Here is an 18636-nt window from a genome sequence, read left to right as displayed (position 1 = left end):
GCATCACAACCAAGCGATTCACCAACGTAGGCGCCCTAAGCGCGGATAATGAATGCACCCCTGGTGTTCTGAATGTCTGGCCCGGCTCCGTCTTCATCGCCGAGGGGCATTCTCCTCTGTGGCTATTACGGAGAGCACAACCTGGGAGACGACGCCCTTCTTGAAGTCTTGAACAAACAGTTGCCCCGAGGATGGCAACCGTGGATTACTGCCCATGACCCGTCAGCTGTTCAAACGATCGTTCCCAATGGAACGGTGGTGAACAGGAGGTCGTTGAAAAGCGTCCTGTACAGCCTCAAACATGTGCAAGTGGTGGTGCTAGGCGGCGGCAGCCTGCTCCAAGACAGCACAAGTTTTCGAAGTCTTGTTTATTACATGATTTTGATTGTTGTGTCACGAATCAAACGCAAGCCAGTGTTGCTATGGGGACAAGGTCTTGGTCCTCTGAAGCATCCATGGAGCCGCTATCTGGTGGGTCGAGTTCTTAACAGAACTAGATCAATTACCTGGAGAGATAGTGCATCGATGCAACTAGCCAAACGCATCGGAATCAAAACGTCGATGTCAGAGGCTCCTGATCCAGTGTGGACCCATCAGACAAATGATTATCAGGGAGGAGGAAATATTGTGCTGTGTTGGCGACCAACGCGTTTGTTAACAGCAAGTGGATGGTCACTCTTGCTAGGAGCCGTGGATCAGCTGAGAGAAAGCACAGGACTCTCGGTGACTTGGTTCGCTTTTCATGCCAATCAAGATGCCAATTTGCTAAAAACACTGAACGAGCAAGGATTAGTGCCTCATGGACTCGAAGCAAATTCAAGCACAATCATCGCAAAGAATATTGAACATGCGCAAAACATATTTAGTGATGCAAGCCTGGTCATTGCGATGCGATTGCACGCTCTTATCCTATCAATTGTCAGTCAATGCCCAACCGTAGGACTTAGTTATGATCCAAAAGTAGAGGCTGCTGCACGAACAGCAGGCGTGCCATGGCTTGATTTAACCCACCTGCCAAATCTTGAAAGGGTGGTATTGCAATGGAAAGAATGTATGTCACATTCGCCTGCAACGTCACGGCTTCAAAGAATCCGTCAACAAGCCTACGAACATGAAAGAGCACTAAGATCTTCACTAAAAGAGCTATAAACAAGAAATCAAATATGATGTGAATAAATTATATTCACATCAAACATGTAAAACGAACACAATCGGGAATATGAATCGGTCCATGCTTATGGAAGACGATGGCCACTTTCTAGAGCAAAATGATGCTCATCGGAAACATCCCATGAAACGTGAGGTGCTTCAGGAATATCAACAGCCGTCGAGCAAGACAATCTCAAGAAACCTTCAGGCGAATCAAGATAAAGAAGCTGAGAACTTCCTAGCCATTCACGAGCGGTTATTTTGCAAGGGAGACCCTCCTTAGCAAAGAAAAGAGACTCTGGCCTTACGGCACAAATAACACCATTCTTAGGCCGTAAACAATTAATTTGAGGGCGTCCAATAAATTTGGCAATAAATAAAGTTTCGGGATGATGATAGAGATCTTCAGGGGTCGCAACCTGTTGAATTTTCCCGGAATGCAACACGGCAATACGGTCAGCAATCGCCATCGCTTCATGCTGGTCGTGGGTGACATGTATTACAGGTTTTTGCCGGTCGAGCACAAGTCGACGAAGCTCTGGCCTCAATTCCTCGCGCAGTTGGGCATCTAAATTACTCATGGGCTCATCGAGCAAATACACATCTGGATCGCGCAACAAAGCTCTTGCTAATGCCACCCGTTGCCTTTGACCTCCAGACAGCTCAGCCGGCAAAACATTTGCTCGATCTTGCAACTGCACAAGTTCAAGCATTGCTTGAATACGTTGTTGCCGGTCGAATGGACGAACTCCTCTTACCCGCAGGCCTAGTTCCAAATTGGCAAAGACACTCAAATGTGGAAGCAAGGCATAACTTTGAAAAACCATTCCAACAGCTCTCTTTGCGGCAGAAGAATGCGTTACGTTTGCCTCATTGAGAATAATCTCACCTTCAGAGACTGGATCCAGCCCAGCAATCAGCCTCAAAGTACTACTCTTCCCACATCCAGAAGGACCCACTAATGCAACACATTCACCATCTTCAACTTGAAGATTGAGATGCCTGACAATCCAATGTTGACCAACACTACGACCTAAATTTTGAATTTGAAGAGTCATCCTTTTACTGCTCCACTAGTAAGACCAGAAACAATTGGTTTTTGGAAGATTAAAACAAGTAAGACCAAGGGAATCGATCCAAGTACGGTAGCTGCTGCATAGGCTCCATAGGGAACAGAATAAATAGATGAACCTGCAATTCTTGCCATCGCAACAGGTAAAGTTAATTTGTTTGAATCACTAATCCAAGTTAAAGCAATTGGATACTCATTCCAAGAAAAAAGGAATACAAGGATTGCAGTACTAGCTGTAGCAGGTGATATCAGTGGGATCAAAATCCAACGAAATCGTTGAAAAAGAGAAAGACCTTCTAGCTTTGCAGCATCTTCTAATTCAGGTGGAAGATCATTAAATGCGCTATTGAGCAAAAGGATCGCAAGAGGTTGAGATAGAGCTGCGTAAGGAAGGCTTAAAGCCAAGAGTTGATTACCCAGATTTAATGCACGGGCTAATTCAAGCAAAGCCAAGAACAATAATACATAAGGGAATAATGCTGCACCAACGAGTGCCAAACGAGTGAGAACCGACAATTGTCTCGGAATTCGATTCAGAGCATAGGCAGCAGGGAGTGCAAGCACCAAGCATAGAAATGTGCTTGTTGCTCCTACAATCAAACTATTAATGAGATACCGCCAAAATGATGGATTGGCATTGAGAACATTTTGGTAGTGAATTAATGTCCAACGATGGTCGTTGGAGACGAAGGGTTGAATCAGCGCTTGATCACTACAAAAGGACGTATAAACCTGCCATAGCAATGGACCTAATGACCATAATAAAAGAAGAGCAATCAGAAAACGACGATTCATGATTTAATGACTCCTCTGGATTCTGAATGGGTAGGAATAAGAATTTGCAAACCGATCCAGGCAATTAAACAAATCACACTGATGAGTAAAAAACTTCCCATAATGATAGTGGAACTGTATCCAAAGTCTAAAAATCTCAGTGCATTCCAATAAGCATATAAAGCAACACTTTCGGTACTACTGGCAGGACCACCTCCCGTGAGAACTTGAATTAAATCAAAGACTCCGAATGCTTGAGCCAGTCTAAATAATAAGGCAAGAAGAATATATGGTCGCAGCAACGGAAGCGTGATTCGTCGTAAACAGATGAGGGGATTACCACCTTCTAGTCGTACTGCTTCATAAAGGTCAACGGGAATCGTCTGTAACCCAGCCAACAGAATTAATGCTGCAAATGGCGTTGTTTTCCAAACATCTGCCCATACCGTGGCCATCCATGTAAGGTTAGGGTCTCCGAGAATATTTAGTGAACCAATGCCAACCAAGTTGGTAAAATAATCAATAGGACCATAAGGTGTATTGAAGATCCAACGCCAACCAAGCGCCATCACCGTGGTTGGTAAGGCCCAAGGGATCAAGGCCAGGGTGCGAACGAGATCTCGTCCACGCCAGCGCTGATCCAAAAGCAGAGCGATAATCAGAGCAAGAAAGAGCTCAAGTCCAACAGAGGCTCCAGCAAAACGTAGTGTTTGGCCAAGATCTTGCCAATAGCGTTGATCCTGCACCAAGCGCAGCCAATTCGCACTACCATTCGGAATGGCAATTAAGCCAGTCATCACGGAGTCGGCATGGAAACTCAGCCACGCATAACGAAATAAGGGGCCAACAAAAACAACTAGAAGAAAAAGTAGTGATGGTAATAGCAGAAAGACAGTCACAATTTCTCACCTGCTGAGATCAGGATTTGATTGGTGTGTGAGGTAGCTACATTCATCCCATCCTTTGGAGTCGTCTCACGGGTAAGAATGCTACTAAGTTGGCGAGTTAAGACATCACTAATTTGAGCATACAAGGGTGTTTCAGGCCTCGCCTTAACAACTTTTAGGGCTTGGCCAAATTCCGCCAAGATTGGTTTATCTTGTAGTAGTTGAGGATCATCAAAAACACTTTGTTGTGTTGGTGTATAGCCATGCTTCAGAAATAGCTGCTTTTGTGATGACTCATTTGTTAGAAAACGGATCGCTTCGATCGAGGCATTCACATGCGCAGATCCTTTTAGAACCGTAAGCCCCCAGCTTCCAAGAGTGGCAGTGGAGTGACCAGGCCTAGCCACCATGGTGGTAATACCAACATTCCCTTTTACGGCGCTATCTAATTTTTGAAGTTCAGTCCATGCGTAGGGCCAGTTGCGCATGAATGCGGCATCTCCAACCTTGAAACTCTGTAAAGCCTCAGGTTCAGCATAATTTGTGACTGCGTTTGGGCTGACCCCTTGATCAATTAGTTCCTGCAGCCAAGCTGCTGCTTGCACGCCTGGATCTAAATCTAATCCAATGTGATTGTTATTAGGTTGTAACCAATCACCCCCAAAACCATCAATCATTTCTAAATAGACACAACTAAGACCCTCATACTGACGGCCTTGCCAAACATAACCCCAATCAACTTTTCGATCCTTTTGTAAGGATTGACTAACTAAGACTAATTCTTCTGGGGTTTCTGGTGGTTGCTCCATCAGGTCAGTTCTGTAATAGAGCAAACCCATATCTGCAGTCAGCGGCCAACGATAAAGATGCCCGTCATATGAGTTCCCCTCCCGTGCTCCTATCGCCAGAGCATGCACATCCTTTTCATTGAAAAAATCCTCTAAGGGTTCCATCCAACCAGCTGCCGCATACTTTGGTAGCCAAGTGACATCCATGAGTAAGCCATCAAATGGTGCATTACCTAATAGCAAACTACTGATCGCTAAATCAGACATTGCTTCTGTTTCCAATGGCCCCCTAACAACTTTCAGGTTGATTTCACCACGATGCTCTTGATTAAATTGCTTAACCAAATCTCGAGTAGCATCTGCAAAGGGAGCCGCCATCAAAAACGTAACTGATTCAATTGTTCTTGCCCGTACAAGGCCAAAACCAGCACTACAAATTAAAACAGCGAATAAGGAAGCAAAAATTCTTCTAATAAATGTACTCTGCTTCATGACTAATCACTTTTCCGACCTTCAAGAGCATCCATTTGTTCGCTAACCCAATCACTCACGGTGAAGCTCTCAACAGCACTACTCATCCTCGTCATTCTTTTAATTTGTTCGTCTTGAGGCATTTCCAATGCCCTTTCAATCGCCTCATCCATCTGCCGATGTGAATAAGGATTGGTCAGAATTGCACCATCAAGAACAACGGAAGCACCTGTAAACTCTGAGAGCACTAAAACACCACCTCGATCCTTACGAGCAGCAGCATATTCCTTAGCGACCAAATTCAATCCATCGCGAAGAGGTGTAATCCAACAGATATCTGAACGAGTAAACCAAGCAACCATTTCTTCATAAGGTATGCGTCGTGTGGAGAAACGTATTGGAACCCAATCAATCAAACTAAATCGTCCGTTGATACGCCCTGCAGTTTCTTCGATCGTACGTTGCGTATCTTCGTAGATTTTCATCCCACTTGCAGCTGCTACACAAGCGAGCATTAGAACAACTTTTCCATGCCAATCGGGGCGATGTTCTAGTAAACGTTCAAAGGCAAGCAGGAGCTCTTCATTGCCCTTGGTGTAATCCACACGGCTCGCAGAAAGGATTAGTTTCCTACCTTTCTTAGTGTCGTCATCAATCTGATCAGCTAATTCTTGAACATCAGCCCGAGCTGCGAGTTCTTGGATAACATCTGGCGATGTTCCAACAGGAGAAGACAATAGTTGAATCTTTCGGCCCTTGTAATGCAAACAAGGGGTTTCTGAGGGCTCCGTTAAAGCAGAACCGGTTGAGACAAATCTTGAATTAACAGGTTGCTTTGAACCTTTTTCTGCACCTAATAAACAGTTTGCCGCTCTCGCAAAGTTTTCGGTATAACGTGGAATATGAAACCCCACGACATCACAGGATAAAAGGCTCTCGAGGATTTGCTCGCGCCAAGGCAAAATAGCAAACACATCATTTCCAGGGAAGGGTGTGTGATGAAAGAAAGCAATCTTTAGGTCAGGCCTTAATTCCCTTATATAGCCAGGAACAAGCCACAAGTTGTAGTCATGAATCCAAACGGTTGCTGCTTCGGCGGCCTGGTGACAAGCGGCTTTTGCAAAACGAAGATTAACTTCTTCGAAAATACCCCAGTCGGCATTGTTAACATTAAAATGGGTTGGAAAGGTATGAAGTATTGGCCAGAAAGACTCTTTTGAGGTTACATGATAAAAACTTGATATTTGATTCTCTTCTAATGGAATTCTGCACAAAGTAAATGGCTTCGGATCAGACATCGAGATGCTTTCATCCATCGCATCTTCAATTTTATCTACTTTCCTCCAAGCAATCCAAGTACCATTTTCTCGCGTTCGAAATAAATTTCTTAGGGTCGGAATAATTCCATTTGGGCTTTTCTGGTCGCACCAAACCCTATTGCCATTTTCATCTTTTCCTTCATCAAATGGTGTGCGATGGTACAGAAGAATGAACGGACTTTGTCCCTTTGTGACCGCCATGCTTCACCTCTCTTTCCTGGCTCTACCGAACCATGGTCAACATCCCATCTCTAACACGCGCTGGTGACTCAACCGGTCTGTAACTCTTTGAGGCGGCTTAGTACCTCGTTGGCATGCCCAACGGGACGAACCCCTGTCCAAACAGCTTGAAGCACGGACTGTGGATCGATGAGGAACGTATGCCGCATCGAATATGGCGCCATCCAGGAACCGTAAGCCTTGCTTACAAGACCATCCGGGTCGGAGAGCAAGGGAAACTTCAACTCTTCAGAGCTACAAAACGACTCATGATCGCTAACTGAGTCTGCACTGATGGCAAGAACCTCTGCTCCTTGCTTTTGGAACGCTGGCAATGCTTCCTGAAAGCCATGGGCTTCGATCGTGCAACCAGAGGTGAAATCTCTCGGATAAAAGTAAACGACCAGCCAACGTCCCTGAAGGTTGCCGAGATTCCAATGCTTTTGCTCTGGATTGACACTACTGAACCCGAGAAGATCAAAATCTGGGGCTTTTATTCCGATCTCAGGGGATGTACCACCTAGCGCCCTTACACGAGCAGGCGTCAATAAAAAAATCCCTGCTCCCAGAACTGCAGTCTGGAGTAGGGATCGTCTTTTCATGAAACTGCTGTCAGTTTCTAAATTCTAAAGAGGTTCAGAGCTTTGCGAGGTTCACTCCCAGTGACCGTGCATAGGCACCCAACCCTTTTTTCTGGATGGTCTTGAGTGCACGTGTCGTGATGCGAATGTTGATCCAACGTTTCCCCTCAGCCCACCACAGACGTCGCTGCTGCAGGTTGGCCTGCTGCAGCTTTTTGGTACGTATATGCGAGTGGCTCACAGCCATGCCGTTGTTGGCACGAGTACCTGTGAGCTGACATACCCGTGACATAACGGCGTCCTTAAGAAAGCGATGGCCATTGGCCGATGGCTCATATTAGCAAAGGGTCTGATCAGAAGCCCCGTTCCATCAAGCGAGACATCAGCTGCATATTGTTGGTTTGGAAACTCGCAAGTTCCTTGGGATCTAAGCCTCCCACGGACAGCTTTGCTGTTTCATAAAGATGTTGGGCCAGGTCTCGTGCAAGTACTTCGCTAGGAGATTGACCAACATCGCCAACGATGACACCCCCGGCTTGAAGCTTGAGCAGACCTTCCACAAGGGGGTGCTTTTGATTCACGAGCAAGACGTGATAATCAGGCAAACCTGGCAGCCGCTGGTCCATCAACGCACCGATATCGTTCATACGACGCATTTGTTCTGGAAGCAAAATCAGGGCAGCAGGTCCTTCTGAGCCAGATTTGAGGGATTGAACTTGAATCGTTACTTTATCGTTAGATAATGCATCTTTGATCAATTTTCGCAAGCTTTCACTTTTGGTCTCTCCATCACCATCACTTAATTCAGGTGTTTCTTCCTTAAGCGAAGCATCCAACTCAGCATCAACACGCTGAAATTTTAATTCGTCGTGTCGTGATTCAAGCCAAGGGATGAATTGACTATCAATAACGGTATCGGCGTACAACACTTCTCGCTCTTGTGACGTCCATAAGTTGAGTGCTGCTGATTGTGAAACTTCGTCAGTGCAATACAAAATGATCTTTTCATCATCAGGCAGACGGCGACGGTACCCATCAAGAGTTGTGAAATTGCGCTCACCTCCTCCAATTGGATCCGGATTATCGTCAGTGGAGATGGGTGCGCTGGTGGCAAACATCACTAACTCTTCCACTTGCTCAGCAAACTTGTCATCTTCCATGGCACCGATTTTCACGAACGGTGCTAAAGACTCCCAAGCTTCTGTATAGGCTTGTGCATCGTCTTTTTTAAGACTGCGAAGACGGTCTGAAACTTTCTTGGCAACAAAATTTCCAATGGAGCGCACACGGCGATCGGTCTGAAGCGCACTTCTGCTCACATTTAATGGAATATCAGGTGAGTCAATCACTCCTCTTAAAGGGAGAAGATAGCGGGGGACCACTTCCTTGATTGAATCGCTAACAAATACTTGATTACAGTAGAGCTTGATTTCTCCTTTCTCCCAATCAGCTCTACCCGTTTGCTTGGGGAAGAAGAGTATTCCTTGCAAATTGTACGGGTAATCTGTATTCAAATGGACCCAAAGCAAGGGATCACCTTGGAATGGATAAAGATAATGATAAAGATCAATATAATCTTGATCCGAAAGCTCTCGAGCACTCTTACGCCATGGAGCTACCATCTTATTAATTGTTTCTCCTTCAAGCTGCACAGGTACTGACATAAAATCGCAGTACGTATTGATAAGCGTGCGAATTCTTGCTGGCTCTATATATTCTAATTCTTCTTCCATGAGATGCAGGATGACATCTGTTCCTGCATCAACTCGCTCTGCGCTAGTCAGGTTGAAATTGGGCGACCCGTCGCAGGACCAAAGAACCGCTTCATGGTCAGGCTTGGCAGATTTGGTGAGCAGTTCAACGCGCGCCGCCACCATAAAGCTCGAATAAAAACCTAAACCGAAGTGGCCGATGATGGCATCATCTTCTTGCTTGTATTTCTCGAGAAAGTCTTCAGCGCTAGAAAAAGCCACTTGATTGATATACCGCTTAACCTCATCAGCCGTCATACCAATTCCGTTGTCGGAAATGGTGAGAGTTTTGGCCTCGCGGTCTACATGAATTTTAATTGTGCCATCGTCTCCTTCGCTGCAATCGCCAGCCATAGCAGCCATTCTCCGCTTGCTGATGGCATCAACGCCATTGCTAACAAGCTCTCGCAGAAAGACCTCATGGCCGGAGTAGACAGCCTTTTTAATGATTGGAAAAATATTCTCGGTGTGGATCTGAATTTGACCCTGCTCGTCCAACACCGACATGACAGCAACTTGAAAAACTCAATTTTAGAGAAACAACCCATCCGGGCACAACAGCCTGCTGAGGGGGTTCTCCGAACCTTTTCAAAGCTTTGTGCTCGTTTGAATGCGTAGATATCAACAACGAGGTAACCCCCATAGGGACCATGCTCTTGTATGCAAGAAAATCTCTGCACAACGTAAAAGGGATTAATCATCCCTCATTCGATTCATTCAAATAATCATAAAGATAACAAAATAAAGTTCTATTATTAACTATTTGATCACAACTTTCGGTTATCCGATCAATTGAAGATCATCGGACATCAGCCAGGCTGTTGTAGGTCAGCTCGCTCCTCAGGAAGGATGGCGTTTGCTACTGGGCAAACCTGGAGACAAATGCCACAGTCAATGCAGGTATCGAAATCAATCCAATAAAAATCGGTCCCTTTTTTGTTTTTCCCACGTCCTGGGTTGATGCAGGCAACGGGACAAGCATCGACACAGTCAGCAACGCCCTCGCAGATGTCGGTGACGATCGTGTGTGCCATAGCGGTGGTTGTCTGTCATTGGCAATCTAGTCAGAGAGCCAGTCGATGGTGTTGCATCGCGAAGACTTGAGACGTTGCTCAGCTTCTTCACGATTGCAACAAGGCCTGAGATCACATTGAGCAACCTGCCCTTGTGCATGCCAGCTCGTCTGTTTCCTCAACGCCTTTTCAAGACATGAATCATTGCTCCAGCAAATTAAAACACTCGATTCATTTTTGGCATTCTCGGAACTAGAGCCAGGAAGGTTACGAATATCGTCGAGGCAAAAACTAAACCCCACCCCCGCAGCATTTGCTTCACTTTCTCCGCACCGCTCCACCAATCCGTCATAACGACCTCCACGGGCAATCACCACTGGAGCTGAAACTCCCTGACAGACCAGTTGAAACACCAAGCCGTCATAGAGCTGATGATGAGGGTGAAAGGTTGGATCCAATTGAAGTGCCAGAGATTGTTGTTGAGCAAGGGGACTGAGATGGACAAATACGCGGTTCAGATCATTGAGAACGGTTTGGGAGCCAAAGTGTTCTCCCAACAAATCAAGAATCGTCTTTGGTGTGCCCCGGCAGTCCAGGAGGTTCACTAACCGTCTCAGATCTGATGAATCAAGCCCCATCGCTTCGAGTCCGAGTCGGTCGTATTGGATTAAGCAGGTGCGGATGTCTTCGCGCATCGGTTGCTCAAATGGTGCCAAGACCAATTCCATCAACGCCGTGTGGCCGATCAGCAGTTTGGGCTGATGCTCTCCCAACAGCGAGAGAGCATTCATGGCCTCTAACAGCAGCGTTAGAAGTTCAAGTTCTGCTGCCAGATCTTTAACGCCAAAGAGCTCTACACCGCTGTGCAGTTTTTCCTCGATGCACAGCCCTCCCTCTTCTGCCGTTCGGCTTTCGAAAATGGTTCCGCAAGCACAAAGGCGCAGCGGCCTAGGCCGATCCTTCAGTCTTGTGCAGGCTGCTCTAGCAATCGACGCTGTCATCTCTGGTCGAAGACCCAGCGGGTCATCGGCTACGAGCCGAACCACGTCATGACTAGCAATCGCACCACCGGCCATCAGTGTGTCGAGCCGTTCGACCTGGGGTGGAGACACCTCGTCGTACCCCCAATGGCGATAGACCGTCGCTAACTGTTCTCTTAGATGCTGGTTTTGTTGAACTTGCTTCGGATTCAGATCTCGAGCGCCCGTGGCGGGTTGCAGGGCCATCCAGCTAGTCATCGAATCACGAACAACGATCTTATGACTGCCGAACCTCAAGCTCCATAAAGCTTGGGTGAGAAGGCGGTCACGCGAGCAAGCTCTTGTTTGAGCGGGAGATGGAGCCCTGAAGACGTTGCGAGAATCCTGCCTTCGCCCACATCGAATAAGGAGTCTTTGTAATCACCAACAACACCACCAGCGCAAGCCACCAAGGCAGCACCTGCTGCCAGGTCCCAAGGTGCCAAACCACGCTCCCAATAGCCGTCCAGTCGCCCGCTGGCCACAAAAGCAAGATCAACGGCTGCGGCCCCACCCCGCCTTACACCACGACATCGATGGGTTAGCCAACAGAACTCGGCGTAATTGTTATCGGTAACCTCATGCCTGTCGTAAGCAAATCCCGTCACGAGAAGGCTGTCCTGCAAGGTGATGCAATCACTCACATGAATGGGAGTGTCGTTGAGATAGCTCCCTTGATGGGGAGAACACCAATAGGTCTCATTGAGGAACGGCACTGCCACCGAACCCAGCAGTGGTAAACCCTTCCAGATCAAGCCCACTGAAGTGGCAAAAAAGGGATATCCGTGAGCAAAATTCGTTGTGCCGTCCAGGGGATCCACGCACCAACACAACGAACCTGGAGTACCACTGGAGCCGGATTCTTCGGCAAGGATCGCAATCGTAGGAGTGTGCTCTCTTAAGTAATCAAGAACCACTTTTTCTGCGGCCACATCAGCGTTTGTGACCAAGTCGCCAATACGCCCCTTACTTTCGATGCTGCTGAGACGGCCGTAATGCTGCATCAGCACGGCAGCTCCCAGGTTTGCAGCTGTACGGGCGATCTCAGCAAGCTCTTGCTGGCTCGCTGCGTCCAGATCAGCATCGCTGGCCACCTGCCTGCAATCAAGAACTGAAGTCATCACTCCTCATCCAAAGGAAGGCCAGGACGAACCTGACCACGCCCGAAATGACGTCCAAACTGCAGCTCATACACCTCATCCTCATCTTGTGTGACCGCCTCAAGAGGACCGATGGCTCTTGCAACGCAAAGCAACCCGTAACCCTGTTGTCTGAGCTCTTTTGAAAGTCCCATGGCCTCGGATTGATCCAGGCTTCCACTTTGAACTCTTACTGCGCAAGACGTGCAGCAACCATTACGGCATGAAAAAGGGAGCGGATCACCCTGCTGCTCAAAGCTTTGGAGGATGTACTCCCCCTCTGGAACCTGATGGGTGATCGTCCGTCCAGCCTGAGGCCAGTGAATGGTGACCGTGTGGTTTGGTCTCATATCAGGCCCTCAGGAAACGCCCTGCTACATTCTCACTTCAGCCACTGGAGAGGTGGCCGAGTGGTCGAAGGCGCAGCACTGGAAATGCTGTATAGGGGCAACTCTATCGAGGGTTCGAATCCCTCCCTCTCCGTTAGCTAAACATCCCCCTTGCGATGCAAGGGTTTTTTTTTGGAGATCATTGACAAAAAAATAATTTAAAACTGATAAAAAAGACATTTAAACTGCAAGCATGAAGAAGGTAAAACGTGAAAAATTAGAAAAAAACCAGTAAAGATATATTCGAAAGGTTGCTTAACTTATGTTTTTAGGACTATATCTAAAAACTTATCCAGCCAAGACAATCATCCAAAGCGACCTGAAACGTAATCCTGGGTAGCCTTCTGCGCAGGAGAATTAAAGATTTTATTTGTTTCATTGAATTCAACGAGATAACCTACTTTGCCTGAACCCCCTTCAACCGCTTCAGCATTGAAGAAAGCTGTCATATCACTCACACGTGAGGCCTGCTGCATGTTGTGAGTCACGATCACAATCGTGAAAGTCTTCTTGAGCTCATGGATCGTTTCCTCAATCTTCAGGGTAGAGATGGGATCAAGAGCAGAGCATGGTTCATCCATCAGGATCACTTCAGGCTCAATCGCGATGGTGCGTGCAATACAAAGACGCTGCTGTTGACCACCAGAAAGTGAGTTGCCACTTTCTTTGAGTTTATCTTTGCATTCATCCCATACTGCTGCCTGACGCAGTGACCTCTCCACTAATTCATCCATATCGCCGTTATAGCCATTAATACGTGCACCAAAAGCTATATTTTCATAAATGCTCTTTGGAAAAGGATTCGGTTGTTGAAAAACCATCCCGATACGTCGGCGTACTTCAACTGGATCAACATCGGGAGAATATAAATCAGCACCTTCAAACAGAATTCTTCCTTTGAGAGAACATCCCTCAATCAAATCGTTCATCCGATTAATGGCTCGTAGGACTGTGGACTTTCCACACCCCGAGGGTCCAATAAAAGCTGTTACTTGACCTCTCGGTATATCACAAAATACATTCTTTAAGGCCTCGAAGGAGCCATAGCTGATTGTTGTATTTTGAATAGATACACAAGTTTCAAGCTTTTGATTGGCTAACTCTGTCGATTCTGTAAAAGTCATTGGTATGAAAAATTAAGTGTAGGAAATTAGATTTGTTTGAAAATGTTTATGATAGAAGTCATTAGCTCGAGACTCTCCGTCCAAGCCATCGAGCAAAGAGATTGAGAGCCAATATGAACATAACAAGAATAAAGGACGCTGCCCAAGCGAGTTCATTTTGAACTTCATAAGGCTGAGCAGCAAAATTATAAATTAAAACAGATAACGTTGCAATAGGATCAAAGATCCCATTCGGCCAAAATGGTGAGAAAAGCGCTGTAAATATTAAAGGTGCAGTTTCACCCGATGCTCTCGCGATCGCCAACACCACTCCAGTTGCTATTGGTGTGAAAGCTTTAGGGAGAGTGATTTGAGTCACTGTCACAAAACGAGATGCACCAACTCCAAGGGCAGCACGCCTTAGGTCGTTAGAAACAAGTTTCAAGCCTTCATCTGTTGTCTTGACCACAGTGGGAAGCATCAATACAGAAAGAGCAGTTCCTCCTGCTATCGCGCTAAAGGTATTGCCAAAAATGATTCGAGTAGAAACAATCACTCCGTAAACAAAAACACCAGCAATAATTGATGGGACGCCAGCAAGAACGTTGGTTCCAAAACGAATGAATTGAGAAAATCCTCGGCCGGTAGAATATTCTGCCAAGTAGATTCCACCACCTACACCTATAGGAATCGCGATCATTGCCGCAATTATGGTGACAATGATACTTCCAAGAATTGCATTGGCAATTCCTCCATCTTCAACACCTGGTGGCGGCGGGAGCTTGGTGAAAAGGTCCAAGTTAAATGTTGATATTCCTTTTATTACAAGATAAGCAAGCACCGCAATCAGTGGCAAAACACACACAAGTGAAAACAATCCAGCCAAAATCGATAAAGCCTGACTGCCAATATTTCGTTTTAGCCAACTCTTATAGTTGAGGTCAGGGGTTCCTGTTGCTGACTTGGCGACTGAGGGATAATTCATGAATCAATACTTTAAACTTAAGCGTTTTACAAGCCATTGAGCAGCAATATTGACAATTAATGTCAATACCATTAAAACAAAAGCTGCATACATTAGTGAGGATAATTGTGATATGTCTGCCTCGCCAAACTGATTAGCAAGCATGGCTGAAATTGTATTTCCTGGAGCCAACAATGACCAATTAAAAACGTTGGAGTTTCCGATAATCATGGTGACAGCCATGGTTTCCCCCATTGCTCGTCCTAGGGCGAGCATCACTCCACCAATAATTCCTGAAATGGCCGCAGGCAGGATGATATTGAGAATTGCGCCCCAGCGTGTTGCGCCAACTCCATAGGCGGCTTGGCGGAGTTCAAGAGGTACTTGGTTTAAAGAATCACGGGAAATTGCAGTAATGATCGGTAAAATCATCACAACCAGAATCAAGATCGCAGGTGCCATTCCTGGACCCAAAGGCTCACTGCTAAAAATAGGAATCCATCCAAAATCCTCATATAAGAGCATAAGAAAAGGTCGGATAAGCGGTTCTAAAATAAAAATTGCCCACAAGCCTAAAACGACTGATGGAATAGATGCCAAAAGCTCCACCATTAATCCAATAACGTTTCTAATCTTCTTCGGAATGATGTTTTCGGTGATGAATATTGCAGTGCCCACACCCAAAGGAATGGCAATAACTAGTGCCAGAAGAGAACTGACGAGCGTTCCATAAATCGCCGTGAAGGCACCGTATTCGTCATCAACAGGGTTCCAGTTGGACGTGATTAAAAAATTCAGTCCGTAGCGCCCCATCGAGTCCAAGGATCCCCAAAACACAACCACAAGAATGGAGATGAGAACAAGCGCAACCATGGAGGCCATGACCACGACAAGGTTCTTAAAGCCTTTATCCACCAGCTTTTCTGCTGTTGGTCTGTGCCTAAGAAGATATTGAGCCTTGAATTGGGCCACTCAATCAGCACATATGCAGATGAACACTAGCCTTTTCGCAATTTTTTGCTGGTAAGAGACACAACATCAACACAGGCTCGCCAGAGGAGCTTGGTGATTGGGGTTTGGACCGTTAGCTTGGAGAAACCAAATGCGCGGTTATGGGCCGGATCGTCGGAATCGACCTGGGAACCACGAACTCCGTCGTCGCCGTGCTTGAAGCGGGTCGACCGGTGGTAATTGCTAACGCGGAGGGCACGAGGACAACGCCATCTGTTGTTGGTTACACCAAAGAGGATGAACTTCTGGTTGGTCAGCCCGCCAGGCGCCAACTCGTCCTCAACCCCCGCAACACGTTTTCCAATCTCAAGCGCTTTGTTGGACGCGCCTGGGATGAGCTCGACGACAACACACTTACCGTTCCCTACACCGTGAGTGCGAACACACAGGGAAACGTTCGTGTGGCCTGTCCTCAGACCGAACGGGAATATGCCCCTGAAGAGCTTGTTTCAAGCATCTTGCGCAAGCTTGTTGATGATGCCAGCACCTACCTAGGCGAAACGGTTGATGCAGCCGTTCTCACCGTTCCGGCTTACTTCAACGATGCTCAACGTCAGGCCACTCGAGACGCGGGACGCCTTGCCGGCTTATCGATTGAACGGATTCTCAATGAGCCCACGGCTGCTGCCCTTGCCTATGGCTTTGATCGCAGTGCTGTTCGTCGTGTTCTCGTTTTCGATCTGGGTGGAGGCACCTTTGATGTTTCGCTCCTTCGGATCGCGAATGGTGTCTTCGATGTGAAGGCCACAAACGGTGACACCCAATTGGGTGGAAATGACTTTGACCAACTCATCGTGGATTGGCTTGCCGATGCCTTTCTCCAGCAACATCAAATTGATCTGCGTAGGGATCGTCAAGCGCTTCAACGTCTCACCGAAGCGGCTGAAAAAGCCAAACAAGAACTCTCAGGCGTGTCCACCACACCCATTTCCCTTCCTTTCATTGCAACCGGTCAGGAAGGACCACTTCATATCGAGACCACCCTTGATCGCAAAACATTTGAAAACCTCTGCCCTGATTTGCTTGATCGACTGCTGACGCCTGTTCAGGCCGCTCTGCGCGACTCAGGCTGGCTTGCAGAAGATGTTGACGATGTTGTGCTTGTGGGTGGCAGCACAAGGATGCCCATGGTGATGCAGCTCGTGAGGACCTTGATTCCTCATGACCCCTGTCAATCCGTCAATCCTGATGAGGTTGTGGCTGTAGGTGCAGCCGTACAGGCAGGAATCATCACCGGTGAGCTAAGAGATCTGCTGCTCAATGACGTCACACCCCTATCCCTTGGTTTGGAAACCGTGGGCGGCCTCATGAAGGTGTTGATTCCTCGAAATACGCCGATTCCAGTGCGTCAATCCGACGTTTTCAGCACCTCTGGTGCCAATCAATCCTCTGTGGAGATTCACGTTTGGCAAGGTGAGCGTCAAATGGCACAAGACAACAAGTCATTAGGCCGTTTCCGCTTATCAGGGATCCCGCCTGCACCGCGAGGTGTCCCTCAGATTCAGGTTGCTTTTGACATTGATGCCAACGGGATCCTTCAAGTGAGTGCAACAGATCGCACCACGGGGCGAAAGCAATCCGTCACGATTCAGGGGGGCTCGAACCTCAACGAAGACGAATTGCAAGCACTCCTTGCCGAAGCGGAAGCCCGTTCAGATGAAGACCGGCGCCGACGTGCTTCGATTGAGCGGCGCAATTCAGCCCTCACCTTGGTAGCGCAAGCGGAGAGACGCTTGCGTGATGCCGCCCTTGAGCTCGGTCCATACGGCGCCGAACGGCAGCAGAGGGCCGTTGAAATGGCCATGCGTGATGTTCAGGATTTGCTTGAGCAAGATGATCCTCAGCAATTAGAGATGGGCGTGAGCGGCCTTCAAGAAGCTCTCTTCGGTTTAAACCGACGCCTTTCAGCAGAACGAAGCAGCGATGCGGGGCCACTGCAGGGCATTCGCAGCACGCTTGGGACGCTTAAAGATGAACTCTTCGCAGACGATGATTGGGATGATGACCCCTGGTCCACGGGGAGTAGTCGTTCCGACGACCGTATGAGACGTGGACGTCGCGGAATCGATCCCTGGGATGATGACTTCTATCGCTGACCCCGATTATTGGTCCCTGCTGGGTCTCGATCCAGGCAGTGACGGAGATTCGCTGAAGAGTGCCTTTAGGCGTGAGGCAAGGCGCTGGCACCCTGATCTCAACGGGAACGATCGCCAGGCGGAAGAGCGCTTCAAACTCGTCAATGAGGCCTATGCCGTCCTCAGTGATCACGACAGGCGCGTTGCCTGGGAGCGACGTCGCAACGGTCGAAGTTTTAGCCAGGACCCGTTTGCTTCTGGGTTCCCGGATTTCGAGGAGTATCTATCTGTTGTTCTGGGCATCGGTGATCCTCCAGAGCCTGATCGCGCCGAATCCACTCACAATGAGGATCAAGATGAACCTGAGCGCAGACCAACCCCATCTCCCCAGCCTCCATCCCCTGTCCGCTCGCAAGACAATCTCGAAACAACGGTTGTCTTGACTCCTGATCAAGCCCTTCGTGGCACTGCGGTGAACCTGGAGCTCGCCGATGGAACGGTGATCGAAGTGGACACGCCCCCATTCGCAGGAGATGGCTGGCGCCTCCGTTTGGAGGGAGTCGCCCCAGGTGGACGGGATCATTTTTTGCAGCTGCAGGTGGTAACGGATGAGGGGTTACGCATTGATGGATTGCGTGTGCTGTACCGCTTGGAACTGTTTCCGCCGGATGCGGCCCTGGGATGCGCGGTAGACGTTCCAACGCTGTCCGGATCGGTGACCCTTCAAGTCCCCCCAGGTTCATCGAGTGGTCGCCTGTTGCGACTTCGAGAACGTGGCTTGTCTTGGAACGATCGACAAGGGGATCAGCTTGTGGAGGTGGTCATTGTGATTCCTGCCCATTTGAACGATGACGAACAAGCCTTGTACCAGAGGCTTCAGGAACTGAGCTTGGATCAGGGTCGGATCTAATC

At 47.8% G+C, this 18636-nt stretch carries 18 protein-coding genes and 1 tRNA gene; 4 read left to right on the top strand and 15 right to left on the bottom strand.

From position 1 onward, the window contains the following. The first annotated feature begins 72 nt into the window (after positions 1-72). Positions 73-1149 (top strand): polysaccharide pyruvyl transferase CsaB, encoded by a 1077-nt coding sequence (gene csaB / locus SynPROS91_RS05900; protein ID WP_186519208.1) that lies wholly within the window; start codon positions 73-75, stop codon positions 1147-1149. An 86-nt stretch (positions 1150-1235) separates the two neighbouring features. Here csaB and SynPROS91_RS05895 read toward each other — a convergent pair whose 3' ends face one another. The 12 genes from SynPROS91_RS05895 to SynPROS91_RS05840 form a co-directional block, all read right to left on the bottom strand. Then, on the bottom strand, positions 1236-2207 hold the full coding sequence (locus tag SynPROS91_RS05895) for an ABC transporter ATP-binding protein (protein ID WP_186519206.1): 972 nt from the start codon (positions 2205-2207) through the stop codon (positions 1236-1238). Next, a complete protein-coding gene (locus tag SynPROS91_RS05890) occupies positions 2204-3016 on the bottom strand; it encodes a carbohydrate ABC transporter permease (protein WP_186519204.1) in 813 nt (270 codons plus the stop codon). Before SynPROS91_RS05890 ends, SynPROS91_RS05895 begins: the two co-directional genes overlap by 4 nt. Continuing rightward, positions 3013-3894, bottom strand: a complete 882-nt coding sequence (locus tag SynPROS91_RS05885) for a carbohydrate ABC transporter permease (protein ID WP_186519202.1) — start codon at positions 3892-3894, stop codon at positions 3013-3015. Before SynPROS91_RS05885 ends, SynPROS91_RS05890 begins: the two co-directional genes overlap by 4 nt. Then, entirely contained in the window at positions 3891-5162 is a 1272-nt protein-coding gene (locus SynPROS91_RS05880; protein WP_186519200.1) for an ABC transporter substrate-binding protein, read from the bottom strand. The genes SynPROS91_RS05885 and SynPROS91_RS05880 overlap by 4 nt, the downstream gene beginning before the upstream one ends. A 2-nt stretch (positions 5163-5164) precedes the next feature. Then, entirely contained in the window at positions 5165-6661 is a 1497-nt protein-coding gene (ggpS, locus tag SynPROS91_RS05875; protein ID WP_186519198.1) for a glucosylglycerol-phosphate synthase, read from the bottom strand. Positions 6662-6729: 68 nt separating this feature from the next. Beyond that, on the bottom strand, positions 6730-7281 hold the full coding sequence (locus tag SynPROS91_RS05870; protein ID WP_186519197.1) for a peroxiredoxin: 552 nt from the start codon (positions 7279-7281) through the stop codon (positions 6730-6732). Between the two features lie 34 nt (positions 7282-7315). After that, positions 7316-7552, bottom strand: a complete 237-nt coding sequence (gene rpmB / locus SynPROS91_RS05865; protein WP_186519195.1) for a 50S ribosomal protein L28 — start codon at positions 7550-7552, stop codon at positions 7316-7318. A gap of 61 nt (positions 7553-7613) precedes the next feature. After that, entirely contained in the window at positions 7614-9518 is a 1905-nt protein-coding gene (htpG, locus tag SynPROS91_RS05860; RefSeq protein WP_186519193.1) for a molecular chaperone HtpG, read from the bottom strand. Between the two features lie 302 nt (positions 9519-9820). Further along, positions 9821-10045, bottom strand: a complete 225-nt coding sequence (locus SynPROS91_RS05855) for a ferredoxin family protein (RefSeq protein ID WP_186519191.1) — start codon at positions 10043-10045, stop codon at positions 9821-9823. 26 nt (positions 10046-10071) lie between these two features. Further along, positions 10072-11250 (bottom strand): ATP phosphoribosyltransferase regulatory subunit, encoded by a 1179-nt coding sequence (locus tag SynPROS91_RS05850; RefSeq protein ID WP_186519530.1) that lies wholly within the window; start codon positions 11248-11250, stop codon positions 10072-10074. Positions 11251-11297: 47 nt separating this feature from the next. Beyond that, positions 11298-12164, bottom strand: a complete 867-nt coding sequence (locus SynPROS91_RS05845) for an inositol monophosphatase family protein (RefSeq protein WP_186519189.1) — start codon at positions 12162-12164, stop codon at positions 11298-11300. Continuing rightward, the gene (locus SynPROS91_RS05840; protein WP_186519187.1) at positions 12164-12532 is read right to left on the bottom strand and encodes a 2Fe-2S iron-sulfur cluster-binding protein; all 369 of its coding nucleotides are present in this window, start codon (positions 12530-12532) and stop codon (positions 12164-12166) included. The genes SynPROS91_RS05845 and SynPROS91_RS05840 overlap by 1 nt, the downstream gene beginning before the upstream one ends. 46 nt (positions 12533-12578) lie before the next feature. On the opposite strand from SynPROS91_RS05840, the gene SynPROS91_RS05835 reads away from it, so the two are divergent. After that, positions 12579-12665 (top strand) — tRNA-Ser (locus SynPROS91_RS05835). Between the two features lie 211 nt (positions 12666-12876). On the opposite strand, the gene pstB is transcribed toward SynPROS91_RS05835, so the two are convergent. From pstB to pstC, 3 genes are all read right to left on the bottom strand, one after another. Beyond that, positions 12877-13695: a phosphate ABC transporter ATP-binding protein PstB gene (pstB, locus tag SynPROS91_RS05830; protein WP_186519185.1), complete on the bottom strand. Its 819-nt coding sequence runs from the start codon at positions 13693-13695 to the stop codon at positions 12877-12879. Positions 13696-13756: 61 nt separating this feature from the next. Beyond that, positions 13757-14659: a phosphate ABC transporter permease PstA gene (pstA, locus tag SynPROS91_RS05825; RefSeq protein WP_186519183.1), complete on the bottom strand. Its 903-nt coding sequence runs from the start codon at positions 14657-14659 to the stop codon at positions 13757-13759. Between the two features lie 3 nt (positions 14660-14662). Then, positions 14663-15610, bottom strand: coding sequence for a phosphate ABC transporter permease subunit PstC (pstC, locus tag SynPROS91_RS05820; RefSeq protein ID WP_186519181.1), 948 nt, complete (start codon positions 15608-15610; stop codon positions 14663-14665). Between the two features lie 140 nt (positions 15611-15750). Here pstC and dnaK point away from each other — a divergent pair, with 140 nt between their 5' ends. Beyond that, positions 15751-17745: a molecular chaperone DnaK gene (gene dnaK, locus SynPROS91_RS05815; RefSeq protein WP_186519179.1), complete on the top strand. Its 1995-nt coding sequence runs from the start codon at positions 15751-15753 to the stop codon at positions 17743-17745. Next, positions 17729-18634, top strand: a complete 906-nt coding sequence (locus SynPROS91_RS05810; protein WP_186519529.1) for a DnaJ C-terminal domain-containing protein — start codon at positions 17729-17731, stop codon at positions 18632-18634. The genes dnaK and SynPROS91_RS05810 overlap by 17 nt, the downstream gene beginning before the upstream one ends. Positions 18635-18636: the final 2 nt, after the last annotated feature.

The sequence above is a fragment of the Synechococcus sp. PROS-9-1 genome (genome assembly GCF_014279775.1).
Lineage (GTDB): Bacteria > Cyanobacteriota > Cyanobacteriia > PCC-6307 > Cyanobiaceae > Synechococcus_C.
This window is presented reverse-complemented; position numbering and strand designations above follow the sequence as displayed.